We start from the raw sequence: 23,276 nt of genomic DNA on the forward strand, positions 1-23,276 counted from the left end.
GCTCAGGCGCCGCCGGCGCCGGCGAGGAAAAACCCGGCAAGGATGGCCGCCAGCGCGGCGAACACCGGATAGATCACCAGCAGGCCGGTCATCAGCACGTCGCGCATCGTCGGTCCGCTGCGCTGTTGCGCCGCGATCTCGAACGGTCCGGCGATTTGCTTCGTCTTCGGCGCATAACCATCGGCCGGCCGCAGCCGGACCGAGGCGTCGCGTGCGCCGCTATCGATGATGTCGAACTTCTGTAGCGTGGCCATGGCCCCGAGCCCCTTGTTTCGGCGCGCTTATCGGCCCGGATTGTGTCGGCACGATGCCGCGCGCATGGCGCAATTGTTTCATTTGTGATGCGGTTTGTTTCGGGGATGGTCGCCTTGCCTGATGGCTTTGCGCTGCCCCTCATTGCCCTGCCGGGCATTTCTCCCCGTATAGGGACGGGGAGAAAGGACGCCTCCGCCGGTGGTTTCGCCAATCACAGCGTTGCACAAGTAGCGCCGAGGCTGCGACAAGTCCCCTTCTCCCCGTCACTATACGGGGAGAAGGTGCCGGCAGGCGGATGAGGGGCGGCGCGACGTTTGCGAACCAACTGGTCCCGCGACATCGCGGAAAAGGCGCAAACCCTTGCCTTCTCCGGGCTGCATCGGTAGGACACGCCGACCCGAAATAAGTCACCGTTTACATAGCAAAGTACCCATCCCATGGCCGACAAATCCGAAAAGATGAAAGCGCGGCTGCCGCGCGGCTTTGTCGACCGCGGCGCCGACGATCTGCGCGCCGTCGAGAAGATGATGGCGACGATCCGCTCGGTCTTTGAGCTCTACGGTTTCGAGCCGGTCGACCAGCCGCTGATCGAATACACCGATGCGCTCGGCAAATTCCTGCCCGACCAGGACCGGCCGAACGAGGGCGTGTTCTCGTTCCAGGACGATGACGACCAGTGGCTGTCGCTGCGCTACGACCTGACCGCGCCGATGGCGCGCTTTGTCGCCGAGAATTTCGAGCGCCTGCCGAAACCCTATCGCAGCTATCGCTCCGGCTGGGTGTTCCGCAACGAGAAGCCGGGCCCCGGCCGCTTCCGCCAGTTCATGCAGTTCGACGCCGACACGGTAGGCACGCCGGGTGTCGCGGCCGATGCCGAGATGGCGATGATGATGGCCGACGTGATGGAGGCGCTCGGCATCAAGCGCGGCGACTACGTCATCCGCGTCAACAATCGCAAGGTGCTCGACGGCGTGCTGGAGGCGATCGGCCTCGGCGGCGACGAGAACGCTGGCCGCCGGCTGCAGGTGCTGCGGGCGATCGACAAGCTGGACAAGCTGGGCGTCGAGGGGGTTCGTCTGCTTTTGGGCGCCGGGCGCAAGGACGAGAGCGGTGATTTTACCAAGGGTGCCGGGCTGGGTAACGCTCAAATCGATGTTGTGATCAGCTATTTCACGGTCATGGCGCAGCATGATCCCGAACAAATTGTCCAGACACTGGGATCTATCACCCCAGGGCTCAGCAATCTTGTCGAGGAAAGGAAACTCGAACATCTCGGCATAACGAATGCCTCGTTTGTTGAGGGTCTTGCAGAGTTGGAGCAGATAAGAACCATGGTCGCACAAAGCGGCTACGGTGAGGATCGCATTCGCATCGATCCCTCCGTCGTGCGTGGCCTCGAATATTACACCGGCCCGGTCTACGAGGCCGAGCTGCTGGCCGAGATCCCCAACGAGGACGGCCAGATCGTGCGCTTCGGCTCGGTTGGCGGCGGCGGCCGTTATGACGGTCTCGTCTCGCGCTTTCGCGGCGAGCCGGTGCCGGCGACCGGTTTTTCCATCGGTGTCTCGCGGCTGATGACGGCGCTGAAGAACCTCGGCAAGCTCGATACTTCCGATGTCATCGCGCCGGTCGTCGTGCTGACCATGGACAAGGATACGGAAAGCCTCGGCCGCTACCAGAAGATGGTGGCCGAGCTGCGCGCCGCCGGCATCCGCTCGGAAATGTACCTCGGCGGCGCCGGCATGAAGGCGCAGCTGAAATATGCCGACCGTCGCGGCAGCCCGGTCGCCGTCATCCAGGGCGGCGACGAGCGCGCCAAAGGCGAGGTGCAGATCAAGGATCTGATCGAAGGCGCGAAAATGTCGGCCGAGATCGCCGACAACGCCGAATGGCGCGCCGCACGACCGGCGCAGGTGACCGTGGCGGAAGGCGATCTGGTCGCCGAGGTGAAGAAGATATTGGCGGCGCAGGCGGCCGACCGAGCGAAGGGTGGCGCGTGAGCACCCCCCTCTGGCCTGCCGGCCATCTCCCCCTCAAGGGGGGAGATTGGATATCGCGCCTGCTTTCGCCAAACTCAAGCGTTGGAGAGAAGACGCCGAGGCTGAAGCTGCCGATCTCCCCCCTTGAGGGGGAGATGGCCGGCAGGCCAGAGGGGGGTGCCTCGCGCTCCACATTCCCATGACCTCCCGCCTCGCCATCGCATCCGACATCACCAACCTCTTCGCCGCGCGCAACACCCATGCGGTCGAGGTCGCCGTGCTGCAGCCGGCCGATCCGTTCCTCGACATGGCCGGCGAGGATTTGCGGCGCCGCATCTTTCTCACCGAGAGCGAGACCGGGCAGACGCTTTGCCTGCGGCCGGAATTCACCATTCCGGTCTGCCTCGACCACATTGCCAGCCAGGCCGGCACGCCGCGCCGCTATTGCTATCTCGGCGAGGTGTTTCGCCAGCGCCGCGAGGGCGGCAACGAGTTCTTCCAGGCCGGCATCGAGGACCTCGGCGACGGCGACACGGCCGCCGCCGACGCCCGTTCGCTGGCCGATGCGCATGCGCTGCTGTCGCTGGTGCTGCCCGGCCGGGAGCTGGCGGTGACGCTCGGCGACCAGACCATTTTTGAAGCGGTGCTGGCAGCGCTTGGCCTGCCGCGCGGCTGGCGCATGCGGCTGGCGCGCGCCTTCGGCTCGGCGCCGATGCTGGAAGCAGCACTTGCCGATCTCGCCAATCCGCCGCGCAACAGCCAGCTTGCCGGCCCGGTCGCCGCCCTTGTCCTCGATGGCGATCTCGACAGCCTTTCGGCGCATGTCGCCGGCGGCATGGAACGGGCCGGGCTGTCGGCAACGGCCGGGCGTTCGCCGTCCGAGATTGCGCGGCGCCTGATCGAGAAAGCCGAACTGCGCAGCGTACGGCTGTCGAACGAGGCATTCGCGGCACTAAAGAGTTTCCTGGCGATCGACGTGCCGCTCGACAGCGCCGCCGGGGCGCTCGAAAGTTTTGCCGCCGATGCCGGGCTTTCGCTGGGGGCTGCGCTGGAGAATTTTGCCGCCCGCGCCGCGGCCATCGAAAGCCTCGGCCTGCCGATGTCTGAAATCAGCTACGACGCCGCCTTCGGCCGGCCGCTCGATTACTACACCGGCCTCGTCTTCGAGATCGCGGCGCAGGATGGCGACCGGCCGCTCGCCGGTGGTGGCCGCTACGACCGGCTGCTGACGCTGCTCGGCGCAAAAACGCCGATCCCCGGCGTCGGTTTTTCCGTCTGGCTCGACCGCATCGAGGCGCTGCGGGAGACGGCGCCATGATCACGCTGGCGATCCCGTCGAAAGGCCGGCTCAAGGAGCAGGCGCTGGAGGTGCTGGCCAAGGCCGGGCTTGCCGTCAGCCTGCCCGGCGACGAGCGCAAATACCGCGCCCGTATCGATGGCATGGACGGCGTCGAAATAGCGTTCCTGTCCGCCTCGGAGATATCAAGCGAAATCGGCCAGGGGTCGGTCGATCTCGGCATCACCGGCGAGGACCTTTTGCGCGAAAACCTTGCCGATTGCGAGACGCGCGCCGAAATCATCGCCCGCCTCGGTTTCGGCAATGCCGATGTCGTCGTCGCCGTGCCCGACATCTGGCTCGATGTCGACACCATGGCCGACCTCGACGACGTCGCCGCCGATTTCCGCCAGCGCCACGGCCGCCGGCTCAGGATCGCCACCAAATACTGGCGCCTGACCCAGCAGTTCTTTTCGCAAAAGCACGGCATCCAGGTCTACCGCATCGTCGAAAGCCTGGGCGCCACCGAGGGTGCGCCGGCAGCCGGATTGGCCGATATCGTCGTCGATATCACCACGTCAGGCGCGACGCTGCGCGCCAACCATCTCAAGGTGCTGGCCGACGGCGTCATCCTGCGCTCGCAGGCCTGCCTCGTCGCGTCGCGGAAGCAGCGCGAGGCGGCCGACGAGGCGACTTTGCGCGATATTGCGGCCAGGATGGCATCGGTGAATTCAGGCTGACGTCGCCAATCTCCCCCCTTGAGGGGGAGATGTCGCCGAAGGCGACAGAGGGGGTCGGTACGTCTTGACGCGACTCTCCTAACGGACAGAACAGGCAGGTGCTCCACGCGAGACGACCCCCTCTGGCCTGCCGGCCATCTCCCCCTCAAGGAGGGAGATTGGCAGCTTGGCCGCTGGCACCGACCTGAAGCGATTTTCTTGACGTACAGCAATTTTGTTCTTGCTTTGTGCCGGCAGCTATGCTACTAGTCTCGCTATGGTGCCAATTGGCCCCGAAGACCCGCCCGCCGTGGCGGGTTTTTTATTTTCGGCGCCATCCCTCACGTTCGAACCCCAACCGTACCATCGACGGGATTTCCACTACCCCGCCGGGCTGATAGGCTCGTTCTGTCTGCGGAGGACACGGCGATGCCGATCAATCTCGACGAGTTGAAGAATGCCAGCAATTTGCGCTCCAAGCGTGAGGGCGGTTCGTTCATTGCGCCGGTCGACGGCACGGCGCATGTCTCGGGCGACCGCAGCGTGCCGCTGCTCAACCTGACCATCCCGGCGCTGTTTGCCGATACGGTCGGCAAATACGGCACGCTCGATGCCGCCGTCTTCGTCGAGCAGGACAAGCGCTTTACCTGGGAGGAACTGTCGGAGACGGTCGATGCGCTGGCCGCCGGCTTCCTGGCGCTCGGCCTCGAGAAAGGCGATCGCGTCGGCATCTGGTCGCCGAACCGCTGGGAATGGCTGGTGACGCAATTCGCCACCGCCCGCATCGGCCTGATCCTGGTCAACATCAACCCGGCCTATCGGTTGGTCGAGCTGGAATATGCCTTGAACAAGGTCGGTTGCAAGGCGCTGGTCACCGCCGCCAAATTCAAGAGCTCCGACTATCTCGGCATGATCGAGACGCTGGCGCCGGAGATCGCCAACGCCACCCCTGGCAAGCTCGACGCCAACAAGCTGCCGGCGCTGAAGACCGTCATCCGCATGGACGAGGAGAATTCGCCGGGCATGTTCAATTTCGCCGATGTGCTGGCGATGGCCGGCCGCGACGAGCATGACAAGCTCGACCGGATTTCAGCGGGGCTAAAACCCGACGACGCCATCAACATCCAGTTCACAAGCGGCACAACCGGCGCGCCCAAGGGCGCGACGCTGACCCACAACAACATCGTCAACAACGGCAATTTCGTCACCGCGGCGATCCGGCTCACCGTCGACGACCTGCTGTGCATCCCGGTGCCGCTCTACCATTGCTTCGGCATGTCGATGGGCACGATGGGCTGCGTCACCAAGGGCGCGACCATGGTTTTCCCGAGCGAGGGGTTCGATGCGGGCGCCACCCTGAAGGCAGTGGCAACGGAACGCTGCACCGCGCTCTACGGCGTGCCGACCATGTTCGTCGGCCTGCTCGACCATCCGGAGTTCGCCTCCTTCGATCTCACCAGCCTGCGCACAGGCATCATGGCCGGCTCGCCATGCCCGATCGAGGTGATGAAGAAGGTAGTGTCGCTGATGCATATGGCAGAGGTGACCATCGCCTATGGCATGACCGAGACCAGCCCGGTGTCGTTCCAGAGCAGCGTCGACGATCCCCTGGAAAAGCGCGTCTCCACCGTCGGCCGCGTCCATCCGCATGTCGAGGTCAAGGCCATCGACGCCGAAGGTGCCACCGTCGCGGTCGGCGCGCCGGGCGAGCTCTGCACGCGCGGCTATTCCGTGATGAAGGGCTATTGGGACGATGAGCAGAAGACCCGCGAGGCGATCGACGTCGACGGCTGGATGCACACCGGCGACCTCGCCACCATCGATGCCGAGGGCTATTGCAACATCGTCGGCCGGGTCAAGGACATGGTCATCCGCGGCGGCGAGAACGTCTATCCGCGCGAGGTCGAGGAGTTTCTCTATCGCCACCCCAAGGTCAAGGAGGTGCAGGTGTTCGGCATTCCCGACCCGAAATATGGCGAGGAGCTGTGCGCCTGGATCGTGCTGAAGCCCGGCCAGATCACCACGGAGCAGGAGATCAAGGCCTTCTGCGCCGGCCAGATCGCCCATTTCAAGATCCCGCGCTATATCCGCTTCCGCACCGAATTGCCGATGACGGTGACCGGCAAGCCGCAGAAATTCCTGATGCGCCAGGCGATGGTCGACGAGCTGGGACTGGTGACGCAGAAGACGGCGTGAGGGCGCGCTTCGGGCTTTCGCAGGGTTCGCAGACGAGGCTTGCCCAGAAGAGGCTTGCAAAAGGGGCTTGCGGAAGGGGCTTGGAATGAGTGGTCTCGCAAGATCGGCGGTTTCCTACGGCATGCCGTTGGCCGCCCTGGCGATGGCTGTCGCGGTCAGGGCCAGCGGGGTGTCGGTGGACGAAGGGTCGCTGGGCACCAGGATATTTGTCGGCGCGCTGTCGAGCGCGATCATGTTCACCACCATTTTCGTGGTGCTCGACCACGCCGAGGCGGTGGCCAGGCGGGTAGGCGAGCCGTACGGCACGTTGGTGCTGACCATCGCCGTGACGGCAATCGAAGTGTCGATCATCGTTTCCATCATGCTGCATGGGGCCAACAACCCGACGCTTGCACGCGAATCCGTGTTCTCGACGGTGATGATCACCTCCACCGGTGTTGTCGGCATGTGCCTGACGTTTGGTGGCTGGCGCCATCGCAAGCAGGCGATCGTCCGGCAAGGGACCAGCGCCTATCTGGCGGTTCTGGTCGCGCTCAGCGTCATGACGCTTATTCTGCCGACCTACACGCGAACCACCGATCCCGGCACGTTTTCGGCGGCCCAACTTGGCTTCGTCAGCGTCCTTTCAGTGCTGCTCTATGCCGGTTTTCTGTTCGCGCAGACTGTCCGCCACCGCGACGATTTCATCGACGGGCAAGCGCATGGCGCCGCAGTGCGAACCGACGCCCACGAAAGCGTCGCCGCCGGCGCTGTTCTCCTGCTGATCGGGCTGATCGGCATCGTCATGCTGGCCGAACAGGTCGCCGCCAGCGTCGAGGATGCGCTCGTCGCCTACCAGGTGCCGCAGGCCGACGCCATTGTCGGCGCGATGATCGCGGGCTTGGTTCTGATGCCGGAGGCCATTTCGGCGGTTCGCGCCGCACTCAACAACGAGCTGCAGCGCGGCCTGAACGTCGCCATGGGTTCGGCCTGTGCCACAATCGGCCTGACAATACCGGGCATAGCCGCCGCCAGCCTGCTGACCGGAAGAGGCCTGACGCTGGGGCTGCCGGCGACCGACACGGTGCTTTTGGTCCTGGCGCTTTTCATCTGCAATGTGAGTTTCAGCACGGAAAGGACGACGTTCTTGACCGGCTTGGTCCATCTGGTGGTGTTTTTTACTTGGGTGTTTTTGATATTTGTGCCGTGAGGGGGGCATGGGGGCAGGCAGATACTGACGACTGTTCTCGACCGAGCAGCCACGCGTTTCCGCACTGAGTTGCGAAGTAGACAAGCCGCAGAAGTTCCCGATGAGGCGATGGTCGAGAGTTGGGGTGGTGACGGCAAAGACGGCTTGAGGGGCGGGCGCCAATTTGTCTCCTTTGCGCCATGGGCGGACGCTTAGTATCGAGGCCTTGAACGTCTCGATCGGGCCGGAAGCGGACTTGCGGCTTGGAGGCTTGGAATGTGAGAAGCGGACGTTCAGGCGCCCCCATGCATCGACGCGATCTGACCCATCGGAGACCTTCATTCTGCTCGTTGCGAATGGCAGCAATGCGCCCAAATCCCGGTCGTTCACCCATGATATTGTGATGCCTAATAGTAGACGCTCCGTCGGAAGGGCAAAACGTCTTACCGGACCGGCTGAGTCTGAGGTCTGCCCCGACAGGCAGCTCTTGAATCGCGACATGGTTGCTAGGCCAGCCATGCGACCTGCCCGTAGATCGAGTCATGGCCATCGGTCGCGACTGGCTTGATACCGATGAACTCTAGGAAAAGTATTTGGCCAGGTCGTCGGGCTAGGCCTCGCTAGCCGGATGCACAACCATGCGGGTTTCCACCACATCTCGTGGCTGTCGAAGCTGACCTCGCAGGGCGTAAGACTCCGCGTTGGTCGATGTAGATTATCAGGATGCCGCCATTGTCGCTATTGCGGAAGATTCCGACACTCGATGTTATCTCTTGCTGAGCCATATGCGAGCGCATGCTTAAGAAGGCGCCATCCCTCGAGAGGCTGCACGAACCGGGCTTTTCGCCGCCGAAGGTCTTAGCAGTTTAAGCACTAATGTGCTATGGACGGGTTGCGCGCCGCGCCGGCGCGCGTGGTGGAATAAATGGATCAGGTTAAGCTTGCTGGCTCGAGGCTGCGGCGCCTGCAGACGGCCCTTGCCCCACCAAATGGCCGCGAAGAGTTTCTCGCGCAGCCCCTTCTCGTGCGCCCGCTTGCAATTACGCGAGGACCGCTGGAGCTTCGCAAGGTCATCGACGAAAACGTGGTAGCCTTCCTGCCGCCCGTCATGCCTCTCCTTTCGCCAGGGCTCGCCTGCACCGAGGCGCTCGTCGAGTTTACCCGGTCAGGACACTGGAAACTCAATGTCCAGGTGGAGGCGCAAGTTGCAATTCCCGTGGCGCTGGTTGCGGGATTTGCGACCAATGAGCATTGCTACTTCGGCGGTTTGATTGCCGGCGTGAATATCAGCGGTCCAGCCTCCGAAGGCACCAGTCCAACCAGCAGCGGGGCCTTCTCCATCAAAGGCTATTCACGATGGATCGAGGATGATTTCATTGCCGCGCGGGACGAAGGGGTGACAATCCGGGTTCACAGCAGCATCGATCTCCAGGGGCCGATCCATGCTTTGGTTGGAGAATGGGGGCGGAAGTTCGACAAGGCCCTGTACCGTCCGCTTAGCCTGCTCGACACCGACTATAGCGACACTACGGCCTGGGAAGTGCCCAACATGATCGAGGGAGCCAATCTCGATCTGGCCGGTCCCGACGACGGCTTGTCCTTCGAGGTGTCGCTCCGCTTTGAATAGCGGGCTCGATCGGCGGGCCTCAAAACGGCTCAAAACGGAATGACGAACCCGCCAGTGGCCGCGCTCGCCAGTCCGGTAATCAATTCGATTGCTCCCGTCCCGGTGCCGAAATCGACCCGTGCCGAGGGCAGGCCTGCTTTGAGAGCCGTCCAGTTCTTCTCGACGAGCGTGTGCCTGACATTCATGTCCCAATCGTCATCGCGGGATTCGAATGAAAATGTGCCGCCGACATGACCTCGGCGAGGAAACAGGAACGGTCCGTCGGCTGAGCCCACGAGCGATATGCTGACGATCGCGGCATAAGATGCGGAAAGCGCCCCACTGTCATGGACCCTGCCGGCATATTGTACCGACCCGTCGCTCGCCAAGCGAAGACGGCATTCTCCCGAGCATGTGCCAGCATCGAGCGTGAAGGACAGGGTAACCGGTTCGAGAACATCCGCGATGGCGCGCAAGGCGACCGGGATCCCCAGTCCAAGGCTTTCCGACACGCTTCGCATGCTTACCTGAGCATCCGGCGCGCTCCGCGGTGCCAAGATCGCGCGCAAATCCATCGACATTCCTTCGGAACCTCAGGTTCGGCCTGACCGTGTTGCAGGCGGGGAGAACGCCATTCTTTACCCGTAGTCCTCATCGTCGTCGTCCGGGTCGATTTCGACGCCCGGCCGGGTATCGCCCGGATCCGGATTCTGCGGGGCGGCGCGGCGCATTCTGTAGCGGCTGCGCCCGCCGCCCGTCACGACATAGAAAAAAGCGCCGACCGCGAGATAGAGCGCGACGAATCCTTCCCATGCAAGCTGACCCCAGGCGGGCGCTGCATGCAAGCGCTGGGTCGGGCCTGAACTTTCGAACTTGTGCCAGTTGTCACGAACCCAGCGATCTGATCCTTCGAGGCTCAGCGAGGTGTGGCGACTTTCGATCACGTCGACGATGTGGCCTTCGAGCCGCGCACCGATGGAATGATCGTGATCGAGCAGCAATTCAAGATAGAAGAAATCGCCGGTCAGGGTACCGCCGTCGTGAAAATCGCCATGCGCCGACCAGAAGCCATTTTGCCATAGCTGCATTTCCCAAGAGCAATCGACATCGCCGCTGCTGATGTCCCCGGTGAACCGGCGGAAGCCATCGGTGGCGACCATGTCCAGGACGCTTATCGGCAGAGGCCGGTTCTCGAGCCGACCGAGCGCCCGCACGCTGATTGGCGATCCCGTGAAGGCGCGGCACGATTTCAGCGTTTTCACGCTTCGCGGCGTGCGGGGTTAGGCAGCCATCCGTACCCGTCCGCGCTCCAGTCTTGGTTCATTGGAGGGCCACGAGGATGGGAATGAGACCCCGCCCGGATTGCAATGGGCCGAGCGCCTTGCCGATGATCGTGCCGAACGCCCGATCCCGGTCGGATGCGGTCATCGCGTGCCCCGCCGTGGGCGAGGTCGTCAGGAGGTCGCCCACCTCGATCTGGCCGAAATGCGCGTCCGCCTTGCAATAGACCTTGCCCATCAGCGCGATCGGCTGCCTGTTGATCGACTGAGGCCGGGAGCCCAGCACGATCCCCGGCTTGAAATCGCCAGCGCCCGAAATCACGCCTGCGACCCTTTTGTCGTACGCGCAATTGCTTTCCTCAAGAGCTCCGTCCTGCCCCAGGATCATAACGGTTCCGGGCTCGACCTGCTGTGCGTCGCGAACGTCGAAGTCCTCGGCGCAATCCTCGTTGAGGAGGCGAATGTCGCTGCCCGGCCCGGTGACATCGATATTGCCCGTCACGACCACATTCCCGACAAAAAGCGCAGCGGTCAGGTTGCCCTCATGCTTCGCATAAAGCGCCGCGCCTGTGCTTTCTGGATTGAGCTGGAAAGCGGCCAGCGCCGCCATCCCCGGAGAATGCGTCTCGGCATGGACGCCCTCATTGTTTTGACTGGTGCCCCAGATGGCCGCGCCATCGCTGCTGGTCCCGTAAATTGCATTGCCGCCGGCCGAATTGACCCCGACAACACCGCCATGATTCAAATTCTTCGACCATCCCCGGACGCCCTCACCGAGGCTGCTCTCGAACCAGCCGCCATTGCCTCCAGAGCTTGCCTCGTGGTGGAGCGAAACCGGGCCTAGACGAAGGTCCGCCGAATTATTGATGCCCACGACGCCCGGATGGGAGCCGCGGCTGACTCCGCGCACGCCTTCGTTGCGCTTGCTTTCGCCCAAGACACCAACGCCGTCGGTGCTCGTTCCAACGACCCCCTCGCCGTCGACACTGACGCCCTCGATCGCATTTTCGCTGCCAGTGACTGCGTTCGTGAACTTGGGCATGCCCTTCTCCTTCGCTAAAGAATGGCAGACAGCCCGCGCGTGCCGAACAATTCTGAAGCTCCCGATGGGAGGAGAGCCCCCGCATCCCGATTGAATCAGTGTGCGCCCAACCGGCCCAGGATGCAATGGTACGAACTTTAACATTCAAGACAAACCACAGCGCCGGCGACATCGCGGGGCGAATGCGCTTCACGGCGCGTTGCGGTTTTTGCTACCGCGCACGGCATTCGTACTCGCCTACGCCGCGACGCTACTTCTGTCTGCAATGCACCTGCTGCTTGCCTCGCAAGCTGCCCACCCACCAAGCCCATCGGTGCGGTCACAACGGACCAAGCCGAACCGTCAAATCCCCATAGACTCAAAACCGAGATCTCCACCCCGCGGGTTCCTTCCCTGGAGGCTTCCGGACGCCGGCCTCGGAGCCACACCATCTCAGTAGACGGCCGGCATCCGAAACCCATCACAAAACGGGACGTCTGAGTAGTGGTTCGGCAATGACCGCTCCTGGCGCAACTACGCCCTCAAGCGCGGTCGCCGGTGTTGTCCGCTGTAAGGCGGTGGCACAACTAACTTTAACGGCCGACCTTGGGGCGCGTTGCAGACCGGCAGCCTCGGGGCCGATAGCGGAATGGCGGCTTTAACGTTTGAAGAAGGATTGCGGACGTTCAGCCCGACGGGACCAAGATCTGCTCCCGGGTCTAGCCGTCCCGTCTCAATGGCGTCCCGGACCGCCCGGTGGATCTGCGTTGCCAGTGGCGGGTGGCGGGGCAGCCACAGGGTGGACATTTCAGCCCACATGGAAAATGATCATGTTGCCATGCACAACACTGCAGTGCTCTGATCTCGACGAAAAGCCTGAGCGTAGAAGCGGATCAACCGACCTCCGGGTCCAGCGAGCGAGGACGCAAATGGACACCCCAGAGAATGGGCAATTGCATCGCGACGCGGGCGAGCGACCCTGTCGATCGGCCGGCTGGCTTCCCCGCGCCGCCGTGTCGGCGGCATTCCTGCTCGGCATGGCTTTCAGCAGCACTGCGTTTGCGCAGGACCAGCAGCTACCCGTGGTGACAGCGGCCAAGCCGGTGGTCCGTGAAATCGTCGAAGACGACGAGTTCGTCGGGCGCTTCGAAGCCGTCGACCAGGTCGCCATCCGTTCGCGCGTCAGCGGCTATCTGGACAAGGTCAGCTTCCAGGACGGCGCACTGGTCAACAAGGGCGACCTGCTCTTCACCATCGACGAGCGTCCGTACCAGGCGGCTTATGATGCCGCCAAGTCGCAAGTGGACGTCGCCAAGAGTCTGCTCGAATTCTCCAAGATGCAGCTGGATCGCGCCGACGAACTCGCCAAGACCGGCAATATCTCAACCGCGACGGTCGACGACCGCCGGCGGGAATACCTTTCGGCGCAGGCGCAGATGCAGGGCGCGACGGCTGCCCTGACGACGGCCAGCCTGAACATGGAATTCACCGAGATCAAGGCACCCTTGTCCGGCCGCATCGACCGCCGGCTGGTGTCGGTCGGCAACCTCGTGCAGCCGGATTCCACCTTGCTGACGACCATCGTTACGCGCGATCCGATCGACTTCTATTTCGACGTCGATGAGCGCCTGTATTTCAGCTATGCCCGCGACGCGAAGGAGCGCGGCGGCAGCATGCAGGAAGGCGCCGGCGGGCTCGAGGTGGTGGTGCGCGTCGCCGACCGCGCGGAGGCGGTATTCAAAGGCAAGCTCGATTTTGCCGAGAACCGGATCGACAACGCGACCGGCACCATGCGGGTACGTGCAAGGTTTCCCAACGCCGATGGCATTCTCCAGCCAGGCATGTTCGGGCGCATCAACGTGCCGGGGTCGCTGCCGCATAGCGGCGTGCTGGTGCCCGACGAGGCGATCGGCGCCGATCAGGATCGCCGCATCGTGTTCCTGGTGGATGAGGCCGGGATGGTGTCGGCGAAGCCCGTGCGCACCGGCCCGCTTCTCGACGGCTACCGGGTCATCCGCCAGGGCCTGACCGGCGACGAGACAATCATCGTCAAAGGGCTGATGCACGCCAGGCCGGGCACCAAGGTGAAGGTCGAGATGGTGACGTTGCCGCCCAAGGCCGAGACCGCCGAGTTGCAGCAATGAGGTTCGCACATTTCTTCGTCGACCGTCCGATCTTCGCATCGGTCGTTTCGATCGTCCTGCTGATCCTCGGCGGGATTGCTTATACCCAGCTGCCGGTCGCGCAATATCCCGAGATCGCGCCGCCGACCATCGTCGTTCGCGCGCAGTATCCGGGCGCCGACGCCGAGACGGTCGCAGCGACGGTGGCAACGCCGATCGAGCAGGAGATCAACGGCGTCGAGGGCATGCTCTACATGTCGTCCTATTCGTCGGGCGACGGGGCGATGGCGCTGACCATCACCTTCAAGCTGGGCACCGATCTCGACCAGGCTCAGGTGCTGGTGCAGAACCGCGTGTCGGTCGCCGAGCCGCGCCTGCCCGAAGAAGTCCGCCGCCTCGGCATCACCACCACCAAGAGCTCGCCCGACCTGATGATGGTCGTGCACATGCTGTCGCCCGACAATACCTACGACCAGCTCTACGTCTCGAACTACGCCCGCTCGCGGGTGCGCGACATACTGCTCAGACTAGACGGCGTCGGCGACCTCATCATCTTCGGCGAACGCGAATATTCGCTGCGCATCTGGCTCGATCCGGAAAAACTGTCCGCCCTGGGGATGACCTCGGGCGATGTGGTGCAGGCGCTGCGCGACCAGAACGTCCAGGTGTCGGGCGGCTCGATCGGCGCGCCGCCGACCAGCACCGGCACGGCGTTCCAGTACACGGTCACCACGCAAGGCCGCTTCAACGACGCACGCGACTTCCGATACGTGATCGTCAAATCGACCGACGACGGCCGCCTGATCTCGCTGCAGGACGTGGCGCGCATCGAGCTCGGCGCCAAGGATTACGTCACCAACTCCTATCTCAACGGCAAACCGGCGGTGGCGCTCGCCATCTTCCAGCGGCCGGGCACCAATGCGCTCGCCGCAGCCGCGGAGATCCAGGACAAGATGAAGGAGCTTTCCCGCGACTTCCCGAGGGGGTTGAGCTACGACATCGTCTACAATCCGACTGAGTTCGTCGCCGAGTCGATCCAGGAGGTCTACAAGACGATTCTCGAGGCGATGCTGCTGGTCATCATCGTCATCATCGTCTTCCTGCAATCGTGGCGCATGGCGATCGTGCCGATCGTGGCGATCCCCGTGTCGCTGATCGGCACGCTGGCGGTGCTTTACGCCGCCGGCTTCTCGCTCAACATGCTGACGCTGTTCGGCCTAGTTCTGGCGATCGGCATCGTCGTCGACGATGCGATCGTCGTGGTCGAAAACGTCGAGCGCAATATCGCCAGAGGGCTGGCGCCCAATCCGGCGTCGCACCTGACCATGGACGAAGTCGGAACGGCCGTCATCGCGATCTCGCTGGTGCTGATAGCCGTGTTCGTACCGACAGCCTTCATCCCCGGCATTTCTGGGCAGTTCTATCTGCAGTTTGCGATCACCATCGCGGTGTCGACGGCGATCTCGGCATTCAATTCGCTGACGCTTTCGCCGGCGCTGGCCGCACTGCTGTTCAAGCCGCATCACGCCGCGGCGGCGCCGCCGCGCTTTTTCCTGGCGCGGTTCGGACGGGCGCTCGCCGACGGCTTCAATCGCGGCTTCGACAGGGTCGCCCATTGGTATTCGAGCATCATCCGCGTGCTGGTCGGCTCGTGGATAACGATCGCCGCCATGCTGGCCGTTTTCGCGGCCCTCATCTACGCCACGGTCTACATGGTGCAGTCGGTGCCGCGCGGTTTCATTCCGTCGCTTGACCAGGGCTATGCGATCGTCGTCATCCAGTTGCCGGACGGCGCTTCGCTGTCGAGGACCGATGCGGTCATCCAGCAGGCGTCGCAGATCATCCAGAAAACGCCAGGCGTCGACTACGCAGTCGCCTTCGCCGGCTTCTCCGGCGCGACCTTCACCAACGCCAGCAACGCGGGCGTGATCTTCGCCAGGTTCAAGCCGTTTGACGAGCGACTGAAAGCCGGCCAGTCGGCGACCCAGGTCATCGGCAATCTGTTCGGCAGCCTGCAAAGCATCAAGGAAGCCTTCATTATCGCACTGCCGCCGCCGCCGATCCGCGGCGTCGGCAATGCCGGCGGCTTCAAGCTGCAGATCCAGGAGCGCAACAGCGCCGACATGCGGCAGATCCTGGCGCTTGCCAACGAAATCGCCGGCAAGGCCAACAAGACGCCGGGGCTGACGGGCGTGTTCACCACGTTCTCCGCGTCGAGCCCGCAATTCTTCCTGGCGATCGATCGCGACAAGGCGCGCATCCTGAACGTGCCGATCCCCAACATCTTCGAGGCGCTGTCGATCAATTTGGGCACTGCCTACGTCAACGACTTCAACGCTTTCGGGCGCGTCTACCAGGTGCGGGCGCAGGCCGACCAGGCGTTCCGTCTCGATCGCGCCGACATCTTGAAACTGAAGGTGCGCTCGGCGACCGGCGCGCTGGTTCCGCTCGGCACGTTGGTCGAGATCCGCGACGTCACCGGCCCGGCGCTGGTCCAGCGCTACAACATGTACGTCTCGGTGCCGCTGCAGGGCAACGCCGCGCCCGGCGTTTCCACGGGCGACGCGCTGGCATTGATGGAAGGGATCACGGCAAAGACGCTGCCGGCCGGTACCTCCTATGAATGGACCGAGCTCGCCTATCAGGAGCGCAACACCGGCAATGCCGCTGTCTATATCTTCGGACTGTCGGTGCTGTTCGTGTTCCTGGCGCTGGCGGCGCAATATGAAAGCTGGGTGCTGCCGTTCGCCATTGTGCTGGTGGTGCCGCTCGGCGTGCTCGCGGCGTTGCTCGGCGTGTCGCTCCGAGGGCTGGACAACAACATCCTCGTGCAGATCGGCCTCATCGTGCTAATCGGGCTTGCCGCCAAGAACGCGATCCTGATCGTCGAATTCGCGCGGCAGGCGCAGGAACGCGGCCTGTCGGCCGCCGAGGCTGCCGTCGAAGCCTGCCGGCTCAGGCTGCGGCCGATCCTGATGACCGCCTTCTCGTTCATCCTCGGCGTCGTGCCGCTGATGATTGCAACGGGCCCGGGCGCAGAAATGCGCCAGTCGCTCGGCACCGCGGTATTCTCCGGCATGCTCGGCGTCACCTTCGTCGGCCTGTTCCTGACGCCGGTGTTCTACGTCACGCTCAGGTCGCTGTTTTCACGGCGCAAGCCCCGTGCCGAGGCCGAGCCTTCGGGGCCGGCAGAGGCGCCATCGGAGACGGCCGCCGAGTAGGGTTACGAATTCGCCGCGTCGGGCGCGGCTTATCACTCCAGAAAATCGGCGCGGCGCGGCAACGGCCACGATCTGCGCGATCTCGGCGTCGAGGTGCGGCGGAGACCCTGCTCGGTCTGATCCAGCCTAACAGCCGCATCCAGTTCAGCGAGACGATGCCGGGCGGCGAGGCCAATGCGATCTTCTATCTGGTCGACCGGGCGGGGCTTGAGGGCGCAACCGCGACCTCCGGAGTCCTCGCTTGCGATGTCTGCTTTCAGGACGCGGAGAAGCTGATCTCTACGGCCGAGATCGGGCGCGAAGCGGTCATCCACGATCTTCAGGTTTTGACCCAGAACGGCCTTTCCCCGGTAGTGAGCGGGAAGGGCGCGGTCGTCGAGCGAGTTGTCAGCCGCCTATTTCCGCAGCCCATTAATGTGCAACTTGGGAAGCCGCTGACATCAATTCCTCCGGATTCGGCGCCTTGGGGGTATTGAGGCCAGCCTCCAGAACTTCAGTGAAGCTCCAGCGTACAATGCCCCCTCGGTCGATGAGAAACTGACCAACCAGCAGCTCCTTAGCGGAAGCCATCATCTGCTGATCGGCTTCCGTAATCTCATACCCCTCCTTCTTGTTGAGCAACTCGTTTATGGCGATGGGGTCCATAGGCTCGGGCAACTCACCCGGGAGATCGATACGGATCCCCATGACCTTGTCCATCCCGATCTCGCGCAAGCCGAAAGCACGGTGCGAGGCCCGCTCCGGGTCGGACGCGGCGAGAAGATCGGGTGTCGGATGGTAACGGAAATAGAGCCGTGCCCGCTCTACCGGCGTATTGACGACCGCCAGGCATTCGACGCCTTTCTCAGCCAGAGCCGGCTTGAGTTGCGCCATTGCCGCGACATTGCGCCGGCAGAACGCACAGTGCAGGCCTCGAAACAAGCCGATCAACAATGGGCTACGACCTCGAAAATCAGTGAGCGCGATTTTGCCTTCGCGGGAGATCGCATCGAGAATAATATTCGGTGCCCGGTCGCCCGGCTGCAGCGGACGTTCGACACTACTCGTGGACATGGACAACCTCCTCGCCCCGGATAAGCACGCCCAGCCATCCGGAGTTGAGTCCGTGCTGGGCGACGCCAGGGCAAAATTGCTTTCGACCTTTGTCATATTGCCGAGGTCGAGATTAGGCGCGTTGCAAATGCATCATAACACGAAAAAAGCCTCTGCGGGTCGCCCGTTTCGCGAGCTGTCGCGAGCGCTGTGGTAAACAGTGTATCGTCTCATCCGTGCCATGGGACGACACAGCGGCGGGACCGATTGGATCTTCACATGCTTGCGGTGTTCAAGCCTTGAAACTTGGGCGGCTTCGATGTGCCCGGACGTCAAATTCCGACCGCACAGATCGCAGATCTCTACCCTCAGCGGAACCGACGGCCGTGCAGCCGGTTAAGTCGGCATGAAGCCACCACCAATCCAAGGCCGCATCATGAGCATTCTGCAAACCACGAAGAAAGCCGTCGAGCAGGTCACCGGTGCCGCCAGACCGGGCCGGCGCGAGGTCCCCGATCTGGTCAGGCCGCGCAAAGCGAATGCGTTTCGGTTTGGGGATGATGGCCTTGTGCCCAACCATCCGTTCTGGCCGCTTGTCGTCTATCGCGGCGCCGTGACGCTGTCCGAGGAATTCGATCCTGCGGCTGTCATGGAGGCGCTTTTCGAGGCAAATGGCTGGGGCGATAGCTGGCGCAACGGCATCTACGACTACGTCCACTACCATTCGCGGATACACGAGGTGCTCGGCGTCGCGCGCGGGACGGCGAAAGTCCGCTTTGGCGGCAACAAGGGACGAACGCTCCCCCTGAAGGCCGGCGACGTCGCGGTGCTTCCGGCCGGCACCGGGCACCAGCGTCTTTCCGCGTCCGACGATTTTCTGGTTGTCGGCGCCTATCCTCCATCCGGCACCTATGACCTGTGTACGACCGCCGCCGACCATGCCAAGGCAGTCGTCACGATCCCCAGGGTTGGCCGTCCGCGCAAGGACCCTGTCTATGGAAGCAACGGCCCGTTGCTCGCAGCCTGGGAAAAGGATTGAAGCCGTTCCTTTCTTGCGAGTTGGCTTCGGGGCTAAAACCGGATCCTTGACCCGCCGCTCTACGCTGCCAGCACCGCCGCATCCAGCCCGCGGATGATCTTGGCCAGTTCGACGCATTCGTCGTGGCGAACCTTGTTGCGCCGCCAGGCGAGGCAGATCGTACGCTGCGGCATCGGTTCCTGGAACGGCACGATCTTCAAATCGGGGATAGTGCTGGCTGGCCCCGCCGCCATCTCGGGGATGAGCGTGACGCCGAGCCCATGTGCCACCATCTGTAAGAGCGTCGTCAGGCTGGTCGCGCCATAGCTTGCCATCGCCACCGGCCGCACGCTGCCGCAGACTGCGAGCGCCTGTTCGCGCAGGCAGTGGCCTTCCTCGAGCAGCATCAGCCGCTCCAGCGCCGGGCTCTCCGGCGGCACCGGCGGCGAGGCGAAGGCGGGATCGCCGGCCGGCACGGCCAGGAAGAACCGGTCGGAGAAAAGTTCCTCGGTAACCAGGCCGGGGTAATCGAGGGGCAGCGCCGCGACGAAGGCGTCGAGCTTTCCCGAACTGGTGTCCTCGACCAGCGAGGCGGTCACGGCTTCGCGCAGTTCCAGCTGCAAGGCCGGGAAATGCTGTTTCAGCTCCGGCAGCACATGCGGCAGGAGATAGGGCGCCACCGTCGGGATGATGCCGAGCCGGAAGCGGCCTTCCAGCGCCGGGCGGCCGCGCCGGGCCGTCGCCTCGACGTCGCGGACGTCGGCAAGAATGCGCTCGATGCGCGGCAGCAGGACCTGCGCCTCGTCGGTCATCCGCACCACCTTGCCGCCGCGCTCGAACAGACGGCAATTCAGCCGCAGCTCCATCTCGGCGATCTGCGAAGACAGCGCCGGCTGGCTGACGCCGGCGAGTTTTGCGGCACGGCCGAAATGCAGCGTCTGCGCCAGCGCCTCGAAATAATGCATCTGCCGGACGGTCAAACCGATCATAAGGAAAACCTATCAGAATAAACAGCAAAGGCAATTTGTCTTTATCGGCTGGGCGGGCTAGTCTGGAACCATTCCAAGATGGCGCGGCCGCTGGCCCTGCCCGGAAAATCAACAAAATCCCGGAAAATCAACAAATCGGAGGCAAAGATGGACGCGAAAACCGACGACAACAGCGCCGGCAAATGCCCGGTCCCACATGGATCGGCCAGCAGGACCAACCGCGACTGGTGGCCAAACCAGCTCGACCTTGGCGTCCTCCACCAGCAGTCCAGCCTCTCGGACCCGATGGACGAGGACTTCGACTACGCCAAGGAATTCAAGAGCCTCGATCTCGATGCGGTGATCAGGGATCTGCACCAGGTGATGACCGATTCGCAGGATTGGTGGCCGGCCGATTTCGGCCATTACGGCCCGCTCTTCATCCGCATGGCCTGGCACAGCGCCGGTACCTATCGCATCGGCGACGGCCGTGGCGGCGCCGGCGCCGGCCAGCAGCGTTTCGCGCCGCTCAACAGCTGGCCGGACAATGCCAATCTCGACAAGGCGCGCCGGCTGCTGTGGCCGGTCAAGCAGAAATACGGCAGGAAAATCTCCTGGGCCGACCTGTTGATCCTCACCGGCAACGTCGCGCTGGAATCGATGGGCTTCAAGACCTTCGGCTTCGCCGGCGGCCGCGCCGATGTCTGGGAGCCGGAGCAGGACGTCGACTGGGGATCGGAAACCAAATGGCTCGCCGACGAGCGCTATTCCGGCGACCGCGAACTTCACGGCCATCTCGGCGCCGTGCAGATGGGGCTGATCTACGTCAATCCGGAAGGGCCGAACGGCACGCCCGATCCATTGGCCGCGGCGCGCGACATTCGCGAGACCTTCGCTCGCATGGCCATGAACGACGAGGAAACCGTGGCGCTCATCGCCGGCGGTCACACCTTCGGCAAGACGCACGGCGCCGGTGATGCATCGCTGGTCGGGGCGGAGCCGGAAGGCGCCGGCATCGAGGCGCAGGGCCTCGGCTGGTCGAGCAAGCATGCCACCGGCATTGCCGGCGACGCCATCACCTCGGGCCTCGAGGTGACCTGGACCACGACGCCGACCAAATGGAGCAACAACTTCTTCGACAATCTGTTCAACTACGAATGGGAGCTGACCAAGAGCCCGGCCGGCGCCCATCAGTGGACGCCGAAGGGCGGCGCCGGTGCAGGCACCGTGCCGGACGCGCACGATCCCTCGAAGCGCCGCGCGCCGGCGATGCTGACCACCGACCTCGCGCTACGCGTCGACCCGGCCTACGAGAAGATCTCGCGGCGGTTCCATCAGAATCCTGATCAGTTCGCCGATGCCTTTGCCCGCGCCTGGTTCAAGCTGACCCATCGCGACATGGGTCCGGCCGTCCGCTATCTCGGGCCGCTCGTGCCGAAGGAAGAGCTGATCTGGCAGGACCCGATACCGGCAATCGACCACGAGCTGGTCAGCGAACAGGACATCGCCTCGCTGAAGGCGAAGATCCTGGCCTCCGGCCTGTCCGTTTCCGAACTGGTCTCGACCGCCTGGGCCTCGGCCTCGACTTTCCGCGGCTCCGACAAGCGCGGCGGCGCCAACGGCGCCCGCATCCGCCTGGCGCCGCAGAAGGATTGGGAGGTCAACCAGCCGGCGCAGCTGGCCAAGGTGCTCGAGACACTCGAAGGCATCCAGAAGGGCTTCAATAACTCGCAGTCCGGCGGCAAGAAGATCTCGCTTGCCGACCTGATCGTTCTCGGCGGCGTCGCCGCGGTCGAGAAGGCGGCCAAGGACGGCGGCCATGACGTGGGGGTGCCGTTCACGCCGGGCCGCATGGACGCTTCACAGGAACAGACCGACGTCCAGTCCTTCGCCGCGCTCGAGCCGAAAGTCGATGGCTTCCGCAATTATGTCAGGGGTAAGCCGCCGATGTCGGTCGAAGCGATGCTGGTCGACCGGGCGCAGCTGCTGACCTTGACGGCGCCGGAGATGACGGTGCTCGTCGGCGGGTTGCGGGTGCTCGGCGCCAACAGCGGTCAGTCGAAGCACGGGGTGTTCACCGACAGGCCGGGCACGTTGACCAACGATTTCTTCGTCAATCTGCTCTCCATGAACACGGTCTGGGATCCGGCCGCCGGGTCCGATGAAGTCTACGAAGCACGCGACCGCAAGACCAGGGCGGTCAAGTGGACCGGCACCCGCGCCGACCTGATCTTCGGCTCGCACGCGCAATTGCGTGCGCTTGCCGAGGTCTACGGATCGGCCGACGCCGGGCAGAAGTTCGTCAGGGATTTCGCCGCCGCCTGGACCAAGGTGATGAACGCCGACCGTTTTGACCTCGCGGCCTGATCCGGGCATACGAATTTCTCGACGCAACAAAAAGGGCGCGGGTCTCGACCCGCGCCTTTTTCGTTGGGCTTCCGAAAAGTCAGTCTTTCTCGAAGATACCGGCCTTGGCGACCACGCCGGCAATGGCGCCGCCGATCAGCGGCGCGACGATGAACAGCCAGAGCTGGCCGATCGCCGCAGTTCCCGAAAACAGCGCCGGTCCGATCGAACGGGCCGGGTTGAGCGATGTGCCGGTCACCGGAATGATGGCGAAGTGTAGTCCGGCCAGCGTCAGGCCGATGACCAGGCCGGCGAAGGCCGTGGTGTGCTTGGCGTTGGTGACGCCGAGGATCACCGTGACGAAGGTGAAGGTGCCGATCAGCTCCCACAGGAAGGCCGAGCTGACGCCCCATTTCGTCACATCCCAGCCATTGGCGCCGAAGCCGCCGGTGTGGCCGCCCACCTGTCCGGAGACGATGATCCACAGTGCCAGCGACGCGATGATGGCGCCGATGACCTGCGCGATCCAATAGGGAATGACATCCCTGGCCGGCATCCGCCCGGCGAGGAACACACCGAGCGTCACCGCCGGATTGAGATGCGCGCCCGAAATCGGGCCGATCGCGTAAGCGGCCGCTATCAGGCCGATGCCGAACGCCAGACCGATACCTTCCTGGCCGAGCGGCAGCGCGCCGCCGAAGCCGCCCGTCACCACCGAAGCCGTGCCGATGAACACCAATAGAAACGTGCCTAGAACTTCCGCCAGATAAGTTTTCATTGCCCTCTCCTCGTATCGACCCGCGGCTCCGCTTTTTCTGCGACGCGAATCACCGCGCAAAGAGTATTCGCAACCGGAAAACTTGCAAAGCAGAGCAGTTGCGCAAGCCGCTATGCTTGTGAGCACCAGACACGCACATTAGAAACATATAATATATTGATCGAATTGTTTCGTACCGCATGCCGGCGCCCGCTTGGTGGCGGCGGCTCGCGATGCACCAACCCACATTCGTCACCCCTCCGCATGGATCGTCTCGCCGTCGGCGAAACAGAACTGTTTCAATCAGGGCA

At 63.6% G+C, this 23,276-nt stretch carries 17 protein-coding genes; 10 read left to right on the forward strand and 7 right to left on the reverse strand.

The features are described from left to right. Window positions 1–2 precede the first annotated feature (2 nt). On the reverse strand, window positions 3–254 hold the full coding sequence (locus tag NKI16_RS24310) for a hypothetical protein (protein WP_031213141.1): 252 nt from the start codon (window positions 252–254) through the stop codon (window positions 3–5). 438 nt (window positions 255–692) lie between these two features. On the opposite strand from NKI16_RS24310, the gene hisS reads away from it, so the two are divergent. The 6 genes from hisS to NKI16_RS24340 all read left to right on the forward strand — a co-directional run bounded on the left by hisS (window position 693) and on the right by NKI16_RS24340 (window position 9,220). After that, window positions 693–2,255: a histidine--tRNA ligase gene (gene hisS, locus NKI16_RS24315; RefSeq protein ID WP_352840673.1), complete on the forward strand. Its 1,563-nt coding sequence runs from the start codon at window positions 693–695 to the stop codon at window positions 2,253–2,255. Window positions 2,256–2,433: 178 nt separating this feature from the next. Continuing rightward, complete coding sequence (locus tag NKI16_RS24320; RefSeq protein WP_352797818.1) at window positions 2,434–3,552, forward strand: ATP phosphoribosyltransferase regulatory subunit; 1,119 nt, start codon at window positions 2,434–2,436, stop codon at window positions 3,550–3,552. Next, window positions 3,549–4,250: an ATP phosphoribosyltransferase gene (gene hisG / locus NKI16_RS24325; RefSeq protein ID WP_352797815.1), complete on the forward strand. Its 702-nt coding sequence runs from the start codon at window positions 3,549–3,551 to the stop codon at window positions 4,248–4,250. Before NKI16_RS24320 ends, hisG begins: the two co-directional genes overlap by 4 nt. A gap of 408 nt (window positions 4,251–4,658) precedes the next feature. After that, window positions 4,659–6,425 (forward strand): AMP-binding protein, encoded by a 1,767-nt coding sequence (locus NKI16_RS24330; protein WP_352457571.1) that lies wholly within the window; start codon window positions 4,659–4,661, stop codon window positions 6,423–6,425. A gap of 85 nt (window positions 6,426–6,510) precedes the next feature. Continuing rightward, window positions 6,511–7,614, forward strand: a complete 1,104-nt coding sequence (locus NKI16_RS24335; RefSeq protein ID WP_352457572.1) for a calcium:cation antiporter — start codon at window positions 6,511–6,513, stop codon at window positions 7,612–7,614. A gap of 904 nt (window positions 7,615–8,518) precedes the next feature. Further along, entirely contained in the window at window positions 8,519–9,220 is a 702-nt protein-coding gene (locus tag NKI16_RS24340) for a hypothetical protein (RefSeq protein WP_352457573.1), read from the forward strand. 29 nt (window positions 9,221–9,249) lie between these two features. Here the strand turns inward: NKI16_RS24340 and NKI16_RS24345 are convergent, their stop codons facing one another. From NKI16_RS24345 to NKI16_RS24355, 3 genes are all read right to left on the reverse strand, one after another. Continuing rightward, on the reverse strand, window positions 9,250–9,720 hold the full coding sequence (locus NKI16_RS24345; RefSeq protein WP_352457574.1) for a hypothetical protein: 471 nt from the start codon (window positions 9,718–9,720) through the stop codon (window positions 9,250–9,252). A 117-nt stretch (window positions 9,721–9,837) separates the two neighbouring features. Continuing rightward, complete coding sequence (locus tag NKI16_RS24350; protein WP_352457575.1) at window positions 9,838–10,461, reverse strand: hypothetical protein; 624 nt, start codon at window positions 10,459–10,461, stop codon at window positions 9,838–9,840. Between the two features lie 58 nt (window positions 10,462–10,519). Continuing rightward, window positions 10,520–11,521, reverse strand: coding sequence for a hypothetical protein (locus tag NKI16_RS24355; RefSeq protein WP_352457576.1), 1,002 nt, complete (start codon window positions 11,519–11,521; stop codon window positions 10,520–10,522). 1,016 nt (window positions 11,522–12,537) lie between these two features. Between NKI16_RS24355 and NKI16_RS24360 the strand changes: the two genes are divergently transcribed. Then, window positions 12,538–13,644, forward strand: coding sequence for an efflux RND transporter periplasmic adaptor subunit (locus tag NKI16_RS24360; protein WP_051406143.1), 1,107 nt, complete (start codon window positions 12,538–12,540; stop codon window positions 13,642–13,644). Further along, entirely contained in the window at window positions 13,641–16,844 is a 3,204-nt protein-coding gene (locus NKI16_RS24365) for an efflux RND transporter permease subunit (RefSeq protein WP_023677132.1), read from the forward strand. Before NKI16_RS24360 ends, NKI16_RS24365 begins: the two co-directional genes overlap by 4 nt. A 411-nt stretch (window positions 16,845–17,255) precedes the next feature. Here the strand turns inward: NKI16_RS24365 and NKI16_RS24370 are convergent, their stop codons facing one another. Continuing rightward, on the reverse strand, window positions 17,256–17,897 hold the full coding sequence (locus NKI16_RS24370; protein ID WP_023677134.1) for a peroxiredoxin-like family protein: 642 nt from the start codon (window positions 17,895–17,897) through the stop codon (window positions 17,256–17,258). 415 nt (window positions 17,898–18,312) lie between these two features. On the opposite strand from NKI16_RS24370, the gene NKI16_RS24375 reads away from it, so the two are divergent. Continuing rightward, a complete protein-coding gene (locus NKI16_RS24375; RefSeq protein ID WP_352457577.1) occupies window positions 18,313–18,915 on the forward strand; it encodes a cupin in 603 nt (200 codons plus the stop codon). A gap of 59 nt (window positions 18,916–18,974) precedes the next feature. Here NKI16_RS24375 and NKI16_RS24380 read toward each other — a convergent pair whose 3' ends face one another. After that, the gene (locus NKI16_RS24380; RefSeq protein ID WP_352457578.1) at window positions 18,975–19,883 is read right to left on the reverse strand and encodes a hydrogen peroxide-inducible genes activator; all 909 of its coding nucleotides are present in this window, start codon (window positions 19,881–19,883) and stop codon (window positions 18,975–18,977) included. A gap of 147 nt (window positions 19,884–20,030) precedes the next feature. On the opposite strand from NKI16_RS24380, the gene katG reads away from it, so the two are divergent. Then, the gene (gene katG, locus NKI16_RS24385) at window positions 20,031–22,229 is read left to right on the forward strand and encodes a catalase/peroxidase HPI (protein WP_352571593.1); all 2,199 of its coding nucleotides are present in this window, start codon (window positions 20,031–20,033) and stop codon (window positions 22,227–22,229) included. 79 nt (window positions 22,230–22,308) lie between these two features. Here katG and NKI16_RS24390 read toward each other — a convergent pair whose 3' ends face one another. Next, the gene (locus tag NKI16_RS24390; protein ID WP_023677138.1) at window positions 22,309–22,986 is read right to left on the reverse strand and encodes an MIP/aquaporin family protein; all 678 of its coding nucleotides are present in this window, start codon (window positions 22,984–22,986) and stop codon (window positions 22,309–22,311) included. Window positions 22,987–23,276 lie beyond the last annotated feature (290 nt).

The organism is Mesorhizobium sp. M0698, from assembly GCF_040320455.1.
Lineage (GTDB): Bacteria > Pseudomonadota > Alphaproteobacteria > Rhizobiales > Rhizobiaceae > Mesorhizobium.